The following is an 18,969-nucleotide window of genomic DNA, read 5'->3' as shown; positions in this document are numbered from 1 at the left end:
TTTAAGCCGCGGCCTTGGCCTTGACGGCTTCGCACGCCATCAAGATGCGCTCGGGCGTGGCGGGTGCGTCCATGTGCACCACAGCTTTGTGGTCAGCACTGGCAGCCACCGCATCGCGCAAGGCGAAGAAGGCAGACAGGCCCAACATCAAAGGTGGCTCGCCCGTGGCCTTGCTATTGAAAGGCGTGGGCTTCAAGTTGGCGTTGTCGAACAAAGACACATTGAAGTGTTCTGGGATGTCGCCCGCCACTGGAATCTTGTAGGTGCTTGGGCCATGCGTGAGCAGCTTGCCCTTCTTGTCCCAAATGCACTCTTCCATGGTGAGCCAGCCCATGCCTTGCACAAAAGCGCCTTCGATCTGGCCTTTGTCCAATGCGGGGTTGATACTGCGGCCCACGTCGTGCACGATGTCCACGGCTAGGAGCCACCACTCGCCGGTACGGGTGTCGATCTCTACTTCGCTCACAGCAGCGCCGTAGCAGTAGTAATAGAAAGCACGGCCGTTCAGAGTGGTGAAGTCGTATTTGATTTCGGGCGTCATGTAGAAGCCAGTGACGCTCAGGCCCACGCGATCGAGCCACGCTTGCTTGGTCACGTCAGCCCACTTAACGGACTTGCCACCGCCGTAGACTTCGTTGTTCGCAAACGTCACATCGCCTTCGGCGCAACCCAACATGCGGGCTGCCACAGGCTTCAAGCGCTCACGCATTTGCATGGTCGCGTTCATGATGGCTGCGCCATTGATGTCAGCACCGCTCGAAGCGGAGGTGGCTGAAGCGTTCGGCACTTTTTGCGAGTCGGTGGCGGTGATGCGCACATGGTCCACGCTGATACCCAAACCATCGGCACACACCTGTGCCATCTTGGTGTTCAGGCCTTGGCCCATTTCTGTGCCGCCGTGGTTGCAGCTCACCGAGCCGTCCATGTAAACCACCAGCAGCGCGCCGCCTTGGTTCAAGTGTGTGGCCGTGAAGCTGATGCCGAACTTCAAAGGCACAAGAGCCAAACCGCGCTTGCGTGTTTTGCTCTTGGCGTTGAAGGCTTGTACCGCAGCGCGACGCTCGGCGTATTTGGATTCGTCTTCGACCTGCGCGATCACCTTGTCACCCACCCAGTCTTCGATGAGCTGGTTGTATTGGGTGGTCATGGTGTCAGGCGTGCCACTGATGGCGGGGTCTTTGTAGAGGTTGAGCTTGCGCACTTCCAATGGGTCTTTGCCCAAAGTCATCGCAATTTCGTCCATCACCGTCTCGATGCCAAACATGCCTTGTGGGCCGCCAAAACCACGGAAAGCAGTGGCGCTTTGTGTGTTGGTTTTGCAGCGGTGGCTTACCAACTTCAAAGCTGGGATGTGATAGCTGTTGTCGATGTGCAAGCAAGCGCGGTCGTTCACAGGGCCGGAGTAGTCGGTGCTGTAACCGCAGCGAGACATGAGCGTGATGTCCGCGCCCAAGACGCGGCCGTTGTCGTCGAAACCCACTTCGTAGTCGATTCGAAAATCGTGGCGCTTGCCGGTGATGGTCATGTCGTCATCGCGGTTGATGCGCAGCTTGACGGGTTTGTTCAGTTTGAACGCGGCCAAGGCAGCGCTTTGGCTGAAGATGCTGGCATTGCCTTCTTTGCCACCAAAGCCACCACCCATGCGGCGGCAAATCACTTCGACGTCGTTGGTGTGCAGGTTCAATGCATGTGCGGCTTCGCGTTGGTTGCCGTCTGGATGTTGGGTCGACACGTACAGCGTGAGTTGGCCGTCTTCCTTAGGCACCGCATAGGTGATTTGGCATTCCAGATAAAACTGTTCTTGCTGGCCAGTGTTGGTGCTGCCTTTGATTTTGTGGGGGGCGCTGGCAATAGCCGCAGCTGCGTCGCCACGCGTGATGCCCTTGGGCGGCATGATGAAGCTGTTGGCTGCCATCGCCTCTTCCACCGTCAAGATGGGCTTGAGTTCTTTGACCAACACCTTGGCTTTTTTAGCGGCTTCGCGTGCGTAGAGCATGTCGCGCGCTACGACCACGGCAACGGCTTGGCCAACGAACTCGACCTTGCCAGCGGCGAGGAACGGATCATCGTGCACGATGGGGCCGCAGTTGTTTTCGCCCGGAATGTCTTTGGCGGTGTAGACGGCTACGACGCCGTGCTCTTTGAGGATGGCTTCGCGGTCAATGCCGTCACCAATCAATTCACCATGCGCCACGGGCGACAAGATAAGCGCGGCATACAAAGTGCCTGCGTGCTCGGGGATGTCGTCGATGTAAGTGGCAGAGCCGGTCACGTGCAAGTGAGCAGACTCGTGAACGACGTCTGTGCCTTGCTGAACGCCTGACACAGGCAGCAAGTTTTTGAGTGCGGTAGGAGCGTTCATTCAAGCCACCTCTTTCTGTTCTTCGATGAATTCCAAGGCCAAGTTGCGAGCCACCAATGCGCGATAAGCCCATGTGGCACGCAAGCCGTCGCGAGCGGTGAAGCTTGAAGCAATCACTGCATCCAGATCAGCTGCTTTCACGTCTGCTGGCAATTTGCCTTCAAGCACAGCTTCGAGTTTTGGCGCACGCGCTGGGAATGGGCTCAGGCCGTTGTAGGCCAGTTTCACGCCAGCCAACTTGCCGCCTTTGAGGGTGTAGCTGATGGCCGCGCAAGTGGCCGAAATGTCTTGTTCAAAACGCTTGCTCACCTTGTGGGCGCGGAACACTTGGCCGGCCACTGGCTTGGGCAGCTCGACCGCTTCGATGAACTCACCGGCTTCGAGCACGCTTTTCTTCATGCCGGTGTAGAAGTTTTCCAGCAGTACGTTGCGGGTCTTCTCGCCACGGCGCAACACCAAGTTAGCACCCAACGCCAGCAAGCAAGGCATGGAGTCACCGATGGGCGAACCGTTGGCGATGTTGCCCGCCAAGGTGGCGGTAGAACGGATGGGGGGCGAACCAAAGCGACGCAGCACTTCGGCAAAGTCGGGGTACGCCTTAGCAACCAGCTCTTCCACTTTGGTCAGCGACACCGCTGCACCAATGCGCCAAACCTTGTCGGTCTCGGCCACTTGGCGCAGCTCTTTGACGTTGCCCAAGTACATGATGTGGTCAGGACGCGCGAACTGCTTGTTCACTTGCAAACCGATTTCGGTGCTACCTGCTAGCAAGGTGGTGGTGGGGTGCTTGACCAAATAGTCAGCCACTTCAGCCAAGGTGGCGGGTGACACAAACTCGTTGCCCTTGCGGGTTCGCACCACGGGCTGCACGATGATGTCGCCCTCGAGGCTCATGGTCGGTGTGCTGGCACGCTTGATTTCTTTGAGCAGGGGCAAGTCGGCGCTGTCGTCTACTTTGAGAGCCGATTTCTTCTCGCAAGCTTTGGCGGTCGCGTCGATGATGGGCGCGTAGCCTGTGCAACGGCACAAGTTGCCGCTCAGGGCGTCGGTGATTTCTTGGCGCACGGGCGAGGTGTTGGTTTGCACCAAGTTCACCAAACTCATCACGATGCCAGGTGTGCAAAAGCCGCATTGCGAGCCGTGGCACTTGACCATCTCGTCTTGCACGGGGTGCAAAGTACCGTCGGCCTTTTTCAAGCTCTCCACCGTCTTGATAGATTTGCCATCGAGCGAAGGCAGCAATTGGATACACGCGTTGGTGGCCACATAGTCCACGCCCGTACCAGCGGCATTGAGTTCACCCACCATCACCACGCAAGCACCACAGTCGCCCTCGGCGCAACCTTCTTTGGTGCCAGTGCGGTGGAGCTGCTCGCGCAGGTAATCGAGAACGGTGGTGGTGCGACGGGCACCTTGGGCTTCAACGATCTGGCCGTCGAGCACAAAGCGCACGGTGTTGGTGACTTGGGTCATGGTGTGGGGTGTAGAAATCTGGAGAAAGAGCCCAGATTTTAGTGACAAGCACCCCATTTCGGCAGCAGGTATGCCGCTGCGTATACAAAAAAATTAAGACCCGCGATAGGTCGAGTAACTCCAAGGACTTACCAACAAGGGAACGTGATAGTGCTGATCAGTGTGGGCCACGCCAAAGTCAAGGCTGACTTGGTTCAAGAAATTAGGCTCAGGCAATTCAACATGCCGAGAGGCAAAGTAGCCCTTCACATCAAACACCAAGCGGTAGGTGCCTTTTTTCAAGCTGTCGTTGTCGTACAGCAGGCCGTCGGGGTTGCGGCCATCGTGGTTGAGGTGGAACGACTTGACCAAGGTGGCGTGGCCATCCTCGGTGGTGGTGAACAGGGACACTTTCATGCCAGCTGCGGGGCCGCCGTGCATGGTGTCTAAAACGTGTGTGCTCAATCCCATGAAATGCTCCGAAAATGGTTAGCGACCGACTTGGTCGACTGAAAGTGTATACAATTTTTGCATTTGGGTCTATCATGAGACTCACGTGAATTTGCCGGAGACCCGAAATGGACAGCTCAACCGCCACTCGCAGCATTGTGGACGCCCTCACCAAAGCCATTGTGGAGCACCGTCTGCACCCCGGCACCAAACTGGCCGAGCAAAAACTCGCCGACCACTTCGGCGTGTCACGCACCCTCATTCGCCAAGCGCTGTTTCAACTGGTGCAAAAGCGCCTCATCCGCATGGAGCCCGCGCGCGGTGCGTTTGTGGCCACGCCCTCTTCCGACGAAGCCCGCCAAGTGTTTGCCGTGCGCCGCATGTTGGAAGCTGAGATGACACGCAGCTTTGTGCGCAACGTCACCTCCGCACAAATCAAAGCCCTCAAAGACCACGTGACCGAAGAGAAAGCAGCCGTCAGCCGTGGCGATGTAGCTGGCCGAACCGACTTGCTGGGCGACTTCCATGTGCGCATGGCCGAGCTGATGGGCAACGATGTACTCGCGCAAATTTTGGGCGAACTCATTTCACGCTGCGCCCTCATCACCTTGATGTACCAAAGCAGCAATGCCGCCGAACACTCGGCCGAAGAACACGCCGAAATTTTGAAAGCCATCGCCGCCAAAGACGAAGACTTGGCCGTCAAGCTGATGGACGAACACCTGCGCAACGTGGAAGAAGGTTTGGCGCTTGACCGCAAAGTGCCCAGCAACGACATCGCGATGGCTTTGGCCTAAGCGCTTGCGCTTTTCCAGCTCAACGCTTGCGCTTATTCAAATACGGAGTTATTGCATGTCCAACCCCAATGCCACCTACGACAGCACCGCTGCCTACCCTCGTGACCTCGTAGGTTACGGTCGCCAAGTGCCGCACGCGCAATGGCCCAACCAAGCCCGCATTGCGGTGCAGTTTGTGCTGAACTACGAAGAAGGCGGCGAGAACGCCACCGTGCACGGAGACGCTGGCAGCGAGATGTTTTTGAGCGAGATGTTCAACCCGCCTAGCTTTCCAGACCGCCACCTGAGTATGGAAGGCATTTACGAATACGGGTCACGCGTGGGCGTGTGGCGCATCTTGCGCGAGTTTGAAAAACGCGGCCTCCCACTCACCGTGTTTGGCGTGAGCATGGCGCTCGAGCGTCACCCCGAACTCACCGCTGCGTTTGTAGAACTCGGCCACGAAATTGCCTGCCACGGCTACCGCTGGATCAACTACCAAACCACTGACGAAGCCACCGAGCGTGCGCACATGAACAAAGGCATCGAGATCATCGAGCGCCTCACACACACCACGCACGGCAACAGCATTCATGGCGCAGGCTGGTACACCGGCCGCGACAGCCCCAACACCCGCCGCCTCGTGGCCGACCACGGTGGCTTTGAATACGACAGCGACTACTACGGCGAAGACCTGCCCTTTTGGATGAAGGTCCAAAAAACCAATGGCGAGGTGGCGCCCCAACTCGTGGTGCCCTACACGCTCGACTGCAACGACATGCGCTTTGCCTTGCCCCAAGGCTTTAGCCAAGCAGAAGACTTCTTTGTGTATTTGCGTGACAGCTTTGATGCGCTGTATGCCGAGGGCGACGAAGCACCCAAGATGATGAGCATTGGCATGCACTGCCGCTTGCTGGGCAAGCCCGGGCGCATCGTGGCATTGCAAAAGTTCTTAGACCACATCGCCAAGCACGACCGTGTGTGGGTGGCCCGCCGCATCGACATCGCGCGCCACTGGAAACAAGTGCATCCGTACAGCGGCAGCTGATCACTCGCACACGCCTTCAACACGACCTTAAACAGCCTCACTCCCCAAGCAGGACAACGACATGAGCCACTCGCACATCACGCTGAACCAAATCAACACCCTGCCCCGCGCTGAGGCTGCGGCATTGCTGACCGGTTTGTACGAACACTCCGATTGGATTGCCGAGCAAGCCTTAGACGCACGCCCTTTTGCATCTGCCGCCGCGCTCAAGCACGCGATGGTGGAGGTGCTGGCAAAAGCAGGCCGCGCACCCCTGCTCGCACTGGTGCGTGCCCACCCCGAGTTGGCAGGCAAAGCGATGGTGAGCAAAAGCCTCACCGCCGAATCGACCAACGAACAAACCAAAGCGGGCTTGACCAACTGCACGCCCGAAGAGTTTGCGCACATCCAACAGCTCAACGCCAGCTACAACGCTAAGTTTGGTTTCCCATTCATCTTGGCCGTGCGCGGCCCGCGTGGCTCTGGCTTGAACAAACAACAAATCATCAGCACGTTCGAGCGCCGCCTGCACAACCACCCCGACTACGAACTGGCCGAGTGCTTGCGCAACATCCACCGCATCGTGGAGATTCGCCTCAACGACAAGCTGGGCTACGAACCCGCGCTAGGCCACGAAGTGTGGGACTGGCACGAATGGCTGGCCCAGTTCAGCGATGCAGGCGTGGTCAACAAACACGCACCGCACGCCGCACGCGAAGAACTCACCGTCACTTACCTGACCGACGCACACCTGAAATGCGCCCGCACGATTGAGCTGGGCATGAAGGCCTGCGGCTTTGACGAGGTGCACATCGACGCGGTGGGCAACGTGGTGGGTGTTTACAAAGCCTCATCTCAGCACGCTAAAACTTTGATTACCGGTTCGCACTACGACACCGTGCGCAACGGCGGCAAGTACGACGGCCGCCTAGGCATCTTCGTGCCCATGGCCTGTGTGCGCGAGCTGGCCCGTGCGGGCAAGCGTTTGCCCTTCAACCTCGAAGTGGTGGCCTTTGCCGAAGAAGAAGGCCAACGCTACAAAGCCACCTTCCTTGGCTCTGGTGCTTTGGTGGGCGATTTCAAAAACGAGTGGCTGGACCAAAAAGATGCGGACGGCATCACGATGCGCCAAGCCATGAAGCAAGCCGGCTTGAAGATTGAAGACATCCCCAAACTCACCCGCAACGCAGCTGAGTATTTGGGTTTTGTGGAAGTGCACATCGAACAAGGCCCTGTGCTCAACGAGCTAGACATTCCACTGGGCGTGGTCACCTCCATCAACGGCAGCGTGCGCTTTGTGGGCGAAGTGGTGGGCATGGCCAGCCACGCAGGCACGACACCGATGGATCGCCGCCGCGATGCGGCCACTTCGGTGGCCGAGTTGGCGTTGTTTGTTGAAAAACGCGCAGCAGCATTGAACGCCGTCTCTGCCGACACGGCGAAGTCGCCAACTTCAGCATGCGTTGGCACGATCGGCATGCTGACTGTGCCCAATGGCTCCATCAACGTGGTGCCCGGGCGCTGCCAATTCAGCCTCGATTTGCGCGCCACCACCGATGCATTGCGCGACAGCCTGATGCACGATGTGCTGGCCGAACTCAAAGCCATTTGTGAGCGCCGTGGCTTGCACTACACCCTCGAAGAAACCATGCGCGCCAGCGCCGCACCAAGCGACGCCAAGCTACAAGCCGCGTGGGAAAACGCTGTGCAAAGCTTGGGCGTGCCCGTGTTCCACCTTCCCAGCGGTGCGGGTCACGACGCAATGAAACTGCATGAAGTGATGCCACAAGCCATGTTGTTCGTGCGCGGCCAAAACGCCGGCATCAGCCACAACCCGCTGGAGAGCACCACCAGCGACGACATGCAACTGTGCGTCGACGCCTTCATGCACTTGCTGCACAACACGCACGCTTAAAGCCTGCGCATCACCCATAACAACCAGAGACAAACCATGAGCCAAACCCAATACGCCCAACTCGACGCTTGGATCGACGCGCACTTTGACGAGCAAGTGAAGTTCTTGCAAGCCTTGGTGCAAGTCCCCACCGACACCCCGCCCGGCAACAACGCACCCCACGCCGAGCGCACTGCCGAGCTGCTGCACAGCTTTGGCTACGAAGCCGAAAAGCACGCCGTGCCTGCTGACGAGATGAAAGCCTACGGTTTGGAAAGCATCACCAACCTCATCGTGCGCCGCAAGTTTGCCGATGGCGGCAAAACCATTGCGCTCAACGCACACGGCGATGTGGTCCCTCCGGGCGAAGGCTGGACACACAAGCCTTACGGCGCTGAGATTGAAAACGGCGCCATGTACGGCCGCGCCACAGCGGTGAGCAAGAGCGACTTTTCTACCTTCACCTTTGCCACACGCGCACTCGAATCTTTGGGCCTGCCGTTGAAAGGCGGCGTTGAACTGCACTTCACCTACGACGAAGAATTTGGCGGCGAAAAAGGCCCAGGCTGGTTGCTGTCTCACGACCTGACCAAACCCGACTTGATGATTGCCGCCGGCTTTAGCTACCAAGTGGTCACCGCCCACAACGGCTGCTTGCAAATGGAAGTCACCGTGCAAGGCGAAATGGCCCACGCCGCCATTCCCGACAGCGGCACAGATGCCTTGCAAGGCGCGGTGCACATCCTGAACGCCCTGCACGCGCTCAATGAGGGATACAAACAAACCACCTCCAAGATCGAAGGCATCACTCACCCCTACCTCAACGTGGGTCAAATCACCGGCGGCACCAACACCAACGTCGTGCCCGGCAAGGTCGTGTTCAAACTCGACCGCCGCATGATTCCGGAAGAGAACCCCGTTGAAGTGGAAGCGTCCATTCGCAAAACCATCGAAGACGCAGCCGCTTCATTCAACCCACCCCGTGGTGGCAAGCAACTCAAAGTCGACATCAAACGCCTCTTGCTCGCCAAGGCCATGGTGCCGCTGGCTGGCAACAAGCCTTTGGTGGACGCCATCCAAAAACACGGGGGCGAATTGTTTGGCGAGCCCATCCCCGCTGTGGGCACGCCGCTGTACACCGATGTGCGCTTGTATGTGGCGCAAGGCATTCCCGGCGTCATCTACGGCGCAGGGCCACGCACTGTGCTTGAGAGCCATGCCAAGCGCAACGATGAACGTGTGATGTTGGAAGATGTGCGTCGGGCGACCAAGGTGGTGGCGCGCACCTTGTTGGATTTGTTGAGCTAAACCTGTTTCGTAGAGTTTCGCTCCGGAGGGGGTTGCGCAGCTTGGGTGCGGCGGCCTCCTCATGCTGGGGTACCAGAAATCGTCGGCCGCCGCACCCAAGCCGCACAACTGTTTTGAATTGAAACACCCTAGGCCCACGCTTCACGTTGGCGGTACAAATTTGCGAACTGGCAGCGTGCGATGAATCGGTGCACATATGCAAGCCAAAGAACAAACCTCTGCAAGGAACAGTTCTAACCAAACATTTGCCAGCCGCAGTCTGTGCGTAGAGGGCTTGGGCCGGTGACGATTTCTGTACCCAGCATGAGGAACCGGCCCAAGTCCTCTGCGCACAGCGAGCCCAGCAAAACCACACAAAAATAGGGTTTCTCCGTAAGTCGCTCCAACAATATTTTGTATACAGTTTTGTATGCGAAAAATCCACAAGGAGAAATGATGTCCCAATCCACCCATCCCGTCGACGAACACTTGCCCACCGGCAAGCTCGCCGCTCTCGGCTTGCAACACGTGCTCGTCATGTACGCAGGCGCTGTGGCTGTGCCACTCATCGTTGGCCGTGCTTTGAAGCTCAGCCCTGAACAAGTGGCCATGCTGATTTCAGCCGACTTGTTTGTCTGCGGTTTGGTCACCCTCATTCAATCGTGGGGCGCCACCCAATGGTTTGGCATTCGCTTGCCCGTCATGATGGGCGTGACCTTTGCTGCTGTGGCACCGATGGTGGCCATGGCCAACGCCAACCCCGGCGACGCAGGCGCTCAACTCATCTTCGGCGCCATCATGGGTGCCGGTGCCATTTCTATCCTCATCGCACCGCTGGTCAGCCGCATGTTGCGGTTCTTCCCACCAGTCGTGACGGGCACCATCATTGCCGTCATCGGTATCAGCTTGATGCGCATCGGCATCAACTGGATTTTTGGCAACCCCTTCGGCCCCACAGCCCCATCCATCGTCAACCCAGAGCACGCTAAGTGGCTGGCTGACGCTGCAGCGGCTGCTTCGGCACCGGGCTCCACGCTGGCTGCCGTGCCCAAAGATTTGGCTTTGATGGCTAAAGTGCCTAACCCCAAATACGCCGACCTCACAGGCGTGGGCATTGCATCTTTGGTCTTGGTGTCCATCTTGATGATTTCTAAGTTCGCCAAAGGCTTCATCGCAAACATCTCAGTGCTCTTGGGCATCATCATTGGTGGCGTCGTGGCCACCAGCTTCGGGCTAATGAACTTTGACAAAGTGGGCAAAGCCGAATGGTTTGGCATCGTCACACCGTTCCAGTTTGGTATGCCTGTGTTTGACCCCGTGCTCATCCTCACCATGACCTTGGTGATGATCGTGGTGATGATCGAATCCACCGGCATGTTCTTAGCCTTGGGCGAGATGACCGACCGTCATGTGGACCGCGCCGCGCTTACCCGTGGTTTACGAACCGATGGTTTGGGCACGCTGATTGGCGGCATCTTCAACACCTTCCCCTACACCAGCTTTTCGCAAAACGTGGGCCTCGTCGCCGTTACGGGTGTGAAGAGCCGCTTTGTGTGCGTGGCTGGCGGCATCATCCTCATCATCTTGGGTGTCATTCCTAAGATGGCCGCTTTGGTTGAATCGCTCCCCACCGTGGTCTTGGGTGGTGCTGGCTTGGTGATGTTTGGCATGGTGGCAGCCACCGGCATTCGCATCTTGGGCGGCGTGGACTTCAAGAACAACCGCTTCAACAGCTTGGTCGTGGCCATCTCCATCGGCATCGGCATGATTCCGCTGATCGCCCCCAACTTCAAGCAATGGATGCCGCACAACCTGCACCCACTGATTGAGTCAGGCATCTTGTTGGCCTCCATCTCTGCCGTGGTGTTGAACCTGTTCTTCAACGGCGCGTCCAAAGACGACTCGGCTGCGGTAGCAGCGGCACGTCAAGCCGACAGCCACTAAAAAGGCAAACGCCTTGTGCATAGCCCGCCGAACAAGCGGGCTTTTTTTTGGGCAACAAACCTTGCACGGCCTGCGGTGTGTCGCATAAGCAGTAATACCAACAGGCTCAGCAATAGCGCGCCGTTACACTCGTCGATCAAAAAGTTGCTTTGTCTCAAGGCACTCAAACAACAACATTTCCTTTGTCTGGAGCAAACAAAACATGGAACTACTTCAAAGCACCGATTTCTGGCTAGGCCTGCTGCTGATTATTTGGATCAACATCATCTTGTCAGGCGACAACGCCGTCGTGATCGCATTGGCTGCACGCAGCTTGCCCCCTGAGCAACAGAAAAAAGCCATCATGTTTGGCTCTGGTGCTGCCGTGGTGTTGCGTATCGGTTTGACCGTGGTGGCCGCGAAATTGATGACGTTGGAATACCTGCAAATCGTGGGTGGCATCTTGCTGCTCTGGATTGGCGCGCAATTGCTGGCTGGCGAAGACGAAGACGATGGTGAAGGCGGCGAACAAGGTAACCTTTTTTCTGCCATCCGTACCATCTTGATTGCTGACGTGGTCATGAGCTTGGACAACGTGATTGCTGTGGCTGCTGCCGCCAAAGGTGATGAGGTCTTGCTCATCATTGGCTTGGCCATCAGCATTCCTTTGGTCATCTTTGGCAGCACCTTGATGATCAAACTGATGGAGCGCTATCCCGTCATCATCACTTTGGGGGCCGCTTTGATCGGCTGGGTGGGTGGTGAGACCATCGCCAGCGATGCCGTGTTGCGCGAATTCAGCGCGGCCAACTCTTGGTTCCATTTGACCGCAGCAGCGGCAGGTGCCGCCGCTGTTTTTGCATGGGGCAAATTCAACCAGTCGCGTAAACACAAAACAGCAGAAGCCGCATAAGCCTTTCCGCTTGTAGCTTCTTCCCAAAAGCCAGCCACCGTGCTGGCTTTTTTGTGGGTGATCGAAACCAAGAGTAACGCACCACGTTGGTGCAAAACACCAGACTGGTGCAAACCCTTTTTGTATACAAACCAAAGTCGCGCACAATTTATCCTCAGCAGCCCGCAAACAGGTACCTCACGCTAGGCACCAATATTGCAAGCTTGTATACATCACCCTTTACTCATTTTATTTTTCAGAGGCCCACATGATCAAACGCACCTTCATCAAAACCACCCTCGGCTTGGCACTGGCTGCCAGTTTTGCAGGTGCTTCGGCACAGACAACGCCCCTCAAGTTCCAACTCGACTGGCGCTTTGAAGGCCCCTCTGCTTTCTTCTTGGTACCTGTGGCCAAAGGCTATTTCAAAGACGCCAAGCTCGATGTGACGGTAGACGCCGGCAACGGTTCTGGCGGCGCGGTCAACCGCGTGGCCTCAGGCGCTTACGACATGGGCTTTGCCGATTTGGCGGCCTTGATGGAGTTCCACGCCAACAACCCTGACGCGCCCAACAAGCCTGTGGCCGTGATGATGGTCTACAACAACACGCCCGCATCGGTGATGGCCTTGAAAAAATCTGGCATCAAAACCCCAGCCGACTTGGCTGGTAAAAAACTCGGCGCGCCCGTGTTTGACGCAGGCCGTCGCGCCTTCCCCATCTTTGCAAAAGCCAACAGCGTAGGCACTGTGAACTGGGTCACCATGGATCCCCCATTGCGCGAAACCATGTTGGTACGCGGCGATGTGGACGCCATCACTGGTTTCACCTTCACCTCCTTGCTCAACATCGAAGCTCGCGGCGTCAAGGCTGACGACGTGGTAGTCATGCAATACCCAGACTTCGGCGTGAAGCTGTATGGCAACGCCATCATTGCCACGCCCAAGCTCATCAAAGAAAACCCAGCCGCCATCAAAGCCTTTTTGGCCGCGTTTGCCAAAGGTGCGAAGGACGTGATCGCGGATCCAGCCAAGGCCATTGAAACGGTCAAGGCCCGCGACGGCATCATCAACAGCGAACTCGAAACACGCCGCTTGAAGTTGGCCATCGACACGGTCATCAACAGCCCAGACGCGCGTGCGGAAGGCTTTGGCCAAATCAAAGGTCCACGCTTGTCTTTGATGGCGTCTCAAGTGTCTGATGCGTTCAACACCAAAACACGCGTGAAAGCAGACGACATTTGGAACGGTTCTTTCTTGCCCACAGCCAAAGAACTCGACGTGTTGCCAAAAGGTAAGAAGTAATAGGCACCTTTTGATGACCGCTTCTCCTGAACACTTCGTCGACTTTCAAAACGTCTGGCTCGCCTACAACGATGAGTTGTTGGCGCAAAACCACTTCGCCGTAGAAGACATCAACCTGCAAGTCAAACAAGGCGAGTTCATCGCGATTGTTGGACCTTCGGGTTGTGGCAAATCCACCTTCATGAAGCTCACCACGGGTTTGAAAAAACCCAGCCGTGGTGAAATTTATGTGGATGGTCAGCCCGTCAACGGCCCGCTCAAAATCAGCGGCATGGCGTTTCAATCGCCCTCGCTGCTGCCTTGGCGCACCACGCTGGACAACGTCTTGCTGCCTTTGGAAATCGTGGAGCCTTACCGTTCCAACTTCAAAGAGAAAAAGGCCGAATACGAAGCCCGCGCGATTCAACTGCTTCAAACCGTCGGTTTGGGTGGCTACGAGCGCAAGTTCCCGTGGGAGCTGTCAGGCGGTATGCAACAACGCGCCAGCATTTGCCGCGCGCTGATTCATGAACCCAAAATGTTGTTGTTGGATGAGCCATTTGGCGCGCTCGACGCCTTCACCCGCGAAGAGCTGTGGTGCACGCTGCGCGACCTGCACGCCATGCAAAAGTTCAACGTCATCCTGGTCACCCACGATTTGCGCGAGTCCGTTTTCTTGGCCGACACCGTGTATGTGATGAGCAAGAGCCCGGGCCGCTTTGTGGTCAAGCGCGACATCGACCTGCCACGCCCCCGCGACTTGGAAGTGACTTACACCCCCGAGTTCACCAACATCGTCCACGAGCTGCGCGGCCACATTGGCGCCATGCGCAAAGACGGCACCAACCTCGGGCAGTAACACACCATGAATCAAAAACAACTCGAAACTTGGGCGCCTTGGGGCTTGCTGATTGCCACCTTGGTCATTTGGCAAGGCATGTGCTCGCTCTTCAACGTGTCTGAATTTGTCTTCCCATCACCGCTGCGCATTTGGCAGCAAATGGTCGAATACCGCGACGTCATTGCCGGTCACGCCTGGCGCACCTTCTGGGTGACCATGGTGGGCTTTGGCATTGCCATCGTCGTGGGCGTGCTGTTGGGTTTTGTCATTGGCAGCTCACGTTTGGCTTATGCCGCTGTGTACCCGCTCATGACCGGCTTCAACGCCTTGCCCAAAGCGGCGTTTGTGCCGATCTTGGTGGTGTGGTTTGGCATTGGCGTGGGCCCTGCCATCCTCACGGCTTTCTTGATCAGCTTCTTCCCCATCATGGTGAACATCGCCACCGGCTTGGCCACCTTGGAGCCTGAGCTAGAAGATGTGCTGCGCGTGTTGGGTGCCAAGCGCTGGGACGTGTTGATCAAAGTGGGCTTGCCCCGCTCCATGCCTTACTTTTACGGTTCGCTCAAAGTTGCCATCACCTTGGCTTTTGTGGGCACCACCGTGTCAGAGATGACCGCCGCCAACGAAGGCATTGGCTACTTGCTCATTTCCGCTGGCTCGGCCATGCAAATGGGCTTGGCGTTTGCGGGCTTGGTGGTGGTCGGCGCCATGGCCATGATCATGTACGAGCTGTTCAGCATGATCGAAAAGCACACCACCGGTTGGGCGCACCGCGGTTCACAAAACCACTGAGTCGGAGAACTGCAAGGCGGCCAAACTGGCATACAGGCCCGCACGCGCCATCAGCTCGGCGTGTGTGCCCTGCTCTACCAAACGGCCATGCTCTAGCACCCAAATACAGTCGGCACGTTGCACCGTGGCCAAGCGGTGTGCAATCACCAAAGTCGTTCGGCCTTGCATGGCTTTCTCTAAAGCGGCTTGCACCATGCGCTCGCTGTTGGCGTCCAAAGCGCTGGTGGCTTCGTCCAACAGCAGCATGGGCGGGTTTTTCAAAATAGCCCTTGCAATCGCAATGCGCTGACGCTGCCCCCCAGACAAGCGCACGCCTCGGTCACCCAAATACGTGTCAAAGCCTTCGGGCAGTTCGTTGATAAATTCCGTGGCAAACGCCGCTTCTGCCGCAGCGTGCACGGCTTGGTCGGTGGCATCGGGTTGGCCGTAGCGGATGTTCTCCATCACCGTGCCCGAAAACACCACCGGCTCTTGCGGCACCACGCCAATGCGCTGACGCAAGTCGTGCAAATCCATTTGCTCAATCGCCACGCCGTCTAACAGCACCTCGCCTTGCTGCGGCGCATAAAACCGCATCAACAAAGAAAACAGCGTGGTCTTGCCCGCACCACTGGGGCCAACAATGGCCACGGTTTGCCCTGCATGGACCTCGCCCGTCAAGCCATTGAGGGCGCGCTGCGCGGGCCGCGACGGGTAGTTGAAACTCACCTCACGCAACACCAAGCTCGAACCGTGTGTGGGCCAAGGCGCACGCTGTGGCTGCTCGGGCGAACGCACATCCGACTGGGTGTGCAGCAGCTCCATCAGCCGCTCGGTCGCGCCTGCGGCACGCAGCACGTCGCCATACACCTCGCCCAGCACGGCAAAGGCACTGGCCAGCAACACCACATACACCACGGTTTGGCCCAGCTCACCAGCGGTGGTCGTGCCCGCACGCACCGACAGCGCGCCCATGTACAAACCCCACAACAAGGCCGCACTCGACGCCATGATGATGAAACCCACCAAAGCCGAACGCGCCCGCACACGGCGCAGCGAGGTGGCCAAGGCTTGCGCGGTAGAGCCGCTGAAGCGCAAAGCCTCGCGCCGCTCGGCCGTGTAGCTTTGCACCACCGAAATGGCATTCAGCACCTCAGACGCCATCGCGCTCGAATCGGCCACACGGTCTTGGCTGGCCCGCGACAGGCGGCGTACGCGGCGCCCCAAATACACACTCGGAAACACCACCAGCGCCAGCACCCCAATCACTTGCAACATCAGCCAAGGGTTGGTCCAAATCAGCATGGCCATTGCGCCCACACCCATCACCGCATTGCGCAGCCCCATCGACAACGACGAACCCACCACGGTTTGAATCAAGGTGGCGTCGCTCGTCAAACGCGACAGCACCTCGCCCGACTGCGTGGTTTCAAAAAACGTGGGGCTTTGCTGCAGCACATGGGCGTAGACCTTGTTTTTCAAGTCCACCGTGATCTTCTCGCCCAGCCAGCTCACCATGTAAAACCGTGCCGACGAAAACACCGCCAAGGCCGCTGCCACCATGAACAGCTCAACAAACTGAGTGGCCAACACCTCGGGCGTGGCCTGCTCGGCCAAGCCTTGGTCAATCAGCGTGCGCAGCGCCCACGGAAAGGCCAAGGTCGTGCCAGCCGCCAGCAACAAAAACACACCCGCAAGGGCCACCTGAACACGGTAAGGGCGAATGAATGGAATCAGTCCAGACAGCGATTGGGGGGTGGGTTTCATAAATAAAGTAAGGCTGCCATGGCCACCAGTGTAGGGAACAACGCCCCCACCAGCAAACCACCCGCCCCCACCGACGCATCGGCAAACCCCGCACGCAGCAGCGCCACGCCTGCGGGGTTGGGTGCGTTGGCAATCACGGTCAAGCCGCCGCCTGCCACCGCACCAGCCACCAAGCTGTATTTGGCTTCGTCCGAGATATCCAAAATCAACGAGCCCAAATATGTCAGGGCAGCGTTGTCGGTGAAGGCGGTCAGCACCGTGGTTCCGTAGAACAACACCTGCGGGTCCATGGTCGACACAATGGGTTGCAACCACCACTGCTGCATGCCGCCCAACACCACCAAGCCCGCCAAGAAAAAGCCCACCAACAAAGCCTCTTTCAAAATCAGCGGGTTCTGGTAGCGCTCATAGGCTTGTGCAAAGCCCATGAACATCACAAACAGGCCAATGAACGCCACGGGGTGATGCGCCATCACCACCACAGCGCCCAAAAACGCCAAATGCACAAGCACCACGGTTTTAGGAATGCGATCTGTCACGGGCGATTCGTTTGCACTGGTATTTGCACCCAAATGGTTGCGCAACACAAAAACCGCCACAGTGGCATTCACCAGCACAGCCAACGCAGCCTTCCAGCCAAACTGGGTAAACATAAACGCACTGTCCCAGCCCCACACAGTGGCCACCATCAACACGGGCGGTGCAGCATATGAAGTGAGCGTGCCGCCAATCGAAATATTGACAAACAACACGCCCAGCGCAAAGTACTTCACCCGCTCAGGCACTTCGGGACGAAACACTTGGGGGGCCAGCATCAGCGCGGCAATGGTCATGGCCGCGGGTTCGGTGATGGCCGAGCCCAGCAAAGGCACGGCAAACAAGCCCAACCAAGCCTTGGCCAACGAAGCGCGCATGGGCATGAGGCGCGACAAGGCATCCACGGCAGAAATGACAAAGGTCAAGATTGGCTTTGACGCCGCCACCACCATCACCACAAACACAAACAGTGGCTCGGTGTATTGGCGCGACTCGGCATAGGTCAGCGCTTGCGTGCCGTCTTGCAGCCACGCCATGCACACGATCAGGACGATGGCCCAAAAGCCAAACACCACCTCGACTTCACCCAAGAGGTGAAACAAGCCAGCATGCTCAGAGTAACGATGGGACAGCCGCTCAAAGAACTTGGTGGCAAAGGTATGAATCAGGGCGACTGCAAATAAAACAGCAGCCACCCACTCAATAGAAATAGGAGTCATGGCAAACACAGGTTTTCTCGCGTGGCGGCCCGACCGACGCTAAACCTGTTGACTCAACATTGAATGAACACCCACTCCCATTCTAATGAACGCACATCAACCATTCGTTTGCTGCTGGTTTCACCATTGGCATGGGGAGCTGTGCATAACGATTGGGTTGAGACATACAGCAAGTGAAAATGCACAGGGCGCCATCATTGAAAATGAGAGGCCTTTTATGCTTTCAAAAGCCGCTTCAACCGCGGCTTTTTTTACGCCTTTAATATTCATTAGAAACCGTAAGTTCGTCGAATATCTAGCCTTAATTCGATAAATTCGCCAAATTTACGAATATCATCAGTGCCACTTTTATCCAGCGCTAGGCCTACCTTGGCACGCCGGATCCCCTCTATTCAAGGCGATACACATGGCATCTTCCAGTGAACACACCACCGAGCACGTGCATCTCGGCCCCAACTCAACAGACAAGCTTTTTCTGGCCTTTTTGGTCTTGATTGTGGCGGGCGTCACTTGGCTGGGCGTTGTCAACTACCAAGAAGCACTCAAAACCGAACAAGCCAAAAGCAACGGTGAAGCTTGGGTGGCATGGTTAACCGAAACTGGCACCACACGTTTTGAGGCCAACACGCCGCATCCTGCGTGCAAAGGTGGTGTCAAACCTACAGCCGATGCCAAAGCCGACACCCCCGGCACTTGGGGCGCTTGCTTGGCTCACATCATGGCGACGACCGAGCTGAAAGACCAAGTCAACACATTTTTCAACAAGCCCCCCCATTTCGTGGCGGCCTGTGACCCCAAAGATCGCACCTTGATGGGTGCCGTTCTGTTGGAAGACTTGATGCCTACCCCTCCCGGCTCAGCCACTCCCTTTGTGGCGTCGCAGCTGCTTGAGACCGACAGCATTGACTACAAGATGCAATTGCGACTTTCTGTATGCGACAAAGGTGGCGCGGCTATCAAAGTTGCTGAGTTCGAATTCTGAGGTCTGA

General features: G+C 57.3%; 15 protein-coding genes. 10 read left to right on the top strand and 5 right to left on the bottom strand.

From position 1 onward, the window contains the following. Window position 1 precedes the first annotated feature (1 nt). From xdhB to uraH, 3 genes are all read right to left on the bottom strand, one after another. Window positions 2–2,362, bottom strand: coding sequence for a xanthine dehydrogenase molybdopterin binding subunit (xdhB, locus tag LINBF2_RS02845; protein ID WP_281890269.1), 2,361 nt, complete (start codon window positions 2,360–2,362; stop codon window positions 2–4). Continuing rightward, window positions 2,363–3,835, bottom strand: coding sequence for a xanthine dehydrogenase small subunit (xdhA, locus tag LINBF2_RS02840; RefSeq protein ID WP_281890266.1), 1,473 nt, complete (start codon window positions 3,833–3,835; stop codon window positions 2,363–2,365). Window positions 3,836–3,928: 93 nt separating this feature from the next. After that, the gene (gene uraH / locus LINBF2_RS02835) at window positions 3,929–4,285 is read right to left on the bottom strand and encodes a hydroxyisourate hydrolase (protein ID WP_281890264.1); all 357 of its coding nucleotides are present in this window, start codon (window positions 4,283–4,285) and stop codon (window positions 3,929–3,931) included. A 107-nt stretch (window positions 4,286–4,392) separates the two neighbouring features. Between uraH and LINBF2_RS02830 the strand changes: the two genes are divergently transcribed. From LINBF2_RS02830 to LINBF2_RS02790, 9 genes are all read left to right on the top strand, one after another. Continuing rightward, window positions 4,393–5,061 (top strand): GntR family transcriptional regulator, encoded by a 669-nt coding sequence (locus tag LINBF2_RS02830; RefSeq protein WP_281890262.1) that lies wholly within the window; start codon window positions 4,393–4,395, stop codon window positions 5,059–5,061. Between the two features lie 55 nt (window positions 5,062–5,116). Further along, window positions 5,117–6,088, top strand: a complete 972-nt coding sequence (puuE, locus tag LINBF2_RS02825; RefSeq protein WP_281890260.1) for an allantoinase PuuE — start codon at window positions 5,117–5,119, stop codon at window positions 6,086–6,088. 61 nt (window positions 6,089–6,149) lie between these two features. Then, the gene (gene uraD / locus LINBF2_RS02820) at window positions 6,150–7,982 is read left to right on the top strand and encodes a 2-oxo-4-hydroxy-4-carboxy-5-ureidoimidazoline decarboxylase (RefSeq protein WP_281890258.1); all 1,833 of its coding nucleotides are present in this window, start codon (window positions 6,150–6,152) and stop codon (window positions 7,980–7,982) included. 36 nt (window positions 7,983–8,018) lie between these two features. Continuing rightward, window positions 8,019–9,269, top strand: a complete 1,251-nt coding sequence (locus LINBF2_RS02815; RefSeq protein ID WP_281890256.1) for a M20/M25/M40 family metallo-hydrolase — start codon at window positions 8,019–8,021, stop codon at window positions 9,267–9,269. 435 nt (window positions 9,270–9,704) lie between these two features. Then, on the top strand, window positions 9,705–11,192 hold the full coding sequence (locus LINBF2_RS02810; RefSeq protein WP_281890254.1) for a nucleobase:cation symporter-2 family protein: 1,488 nt from the start codon (window positions 9,705–9,707) through the stop codon (window positions 11,190–11,192). Between the two features lie 202 nt (window positions 11,193–11,394). After that, window positions 11,395–12,084 carry a TerC family protein gene (locus tag LINBF2_RS02805; protein WP_104796384.1) on the top strand — a complete coding sequence of 230 codons (690 nt, stop codon included), beginning with the start codon at window positions 11,395–11,397 and terminating at the stop codon, window positions 12,082–12,084. Window positions 12,085–12,331: 247 nt separating this feature from the next. Further along, window positions 12,332–13,366, top strand: coding sequence for an ABC transporter substrate-binding protein (locus tag LINBF2_RS02800; RefSeq protein ID WP_281890252.1), 1,035 nt, complete (start codon window positions 12,332–12,334; stop codon window positions 13,364–13,366). A gap of 13 nt (window positions 13,367–13,379) precedes the next feature. Next, entirely contained in the window at window positions 13,380–14,204 is an 825-nt protein-coding gene (locus LINBF2_RS02795) for an ABC transporter ATP-binding protein (protein WP_281890250.1), read from the top strand. A 6-nt stretch (window positions 14,205–14,210) separates the two neighbouring features. Further along, a complete protein-coding gene (locus LINBF2_RS02790) occupies window positions 14,211–14,978 on the top strand; it encodes an ABC transporter permease (RefSeq protein WP_108359242.1) in 768 nt (255 codons plus the stop codon). Here the strand turns inward: LINBF2_RS02790 and LINBF2_RS02785 are convergent. Further along, window positions 14,964–16,724, bottom strand: a complete 1,761-nt coding sequence (locus LINBF2_RS02785; RefSeq protein ID WP_104796387.1) for an ABC transporter transmembrane domain-containing protein — start codon at window positions 16,722–16,724, stop codon at window positions 14,964–14,966. The genes LINBF2_RS02790 and LINBF2_RS02785 overlap by 15 nt on opposite strands. Next, on the bottom strand, window positions 16,721–17,980 hold the full coding sequence (locus tag LINBF2_RS02780; protein ID WP_281890247.1) for a putative Na+/H+ antiporter: 1,260 nt from the start codon (window positions 17,978–17,980) through the stop codon (window positions 16,721–16,723). The genes LINBF2_RS02785 and LINBF2_RS02780 overlap by 4 nt, the downstream gene beginning before the upstream one ends. A gap of 406 nt (window positions 17,981–18,386) precedes the next feature. On the opposite strand from LINBF2_RS02780, the gene LINBF2_RS02775 reads away from it, so the two are divergent. Then, window positions 18,387–18,962 carry a hypothetical protein gene (locus LINBF2_RS02775; RefSeq protein WP_281890245.1) on the top strand — a complete coding sequence of 192 codons (576 nt, stop codon included), beginning with the start codon at window positions 18,387–18,389 and terminating at the stop codon, window positions 18,960–18,962. Window positions 18,963–18,969: the final 7 nt, after the last annotated feature.

It is taken from the genome of Limnohabitans sp. TEGF004, from assembly GCF_027924965.1.
Classification (GTDB): Bacteria; Pseudomonadota; Gammaproteobacteria; order Burkholderiales; family Burkholderiaceae_C; genus Limnohabitans.
This window is presented reverse-complemented; position numbering and strand designations above follow the sequence as displayed.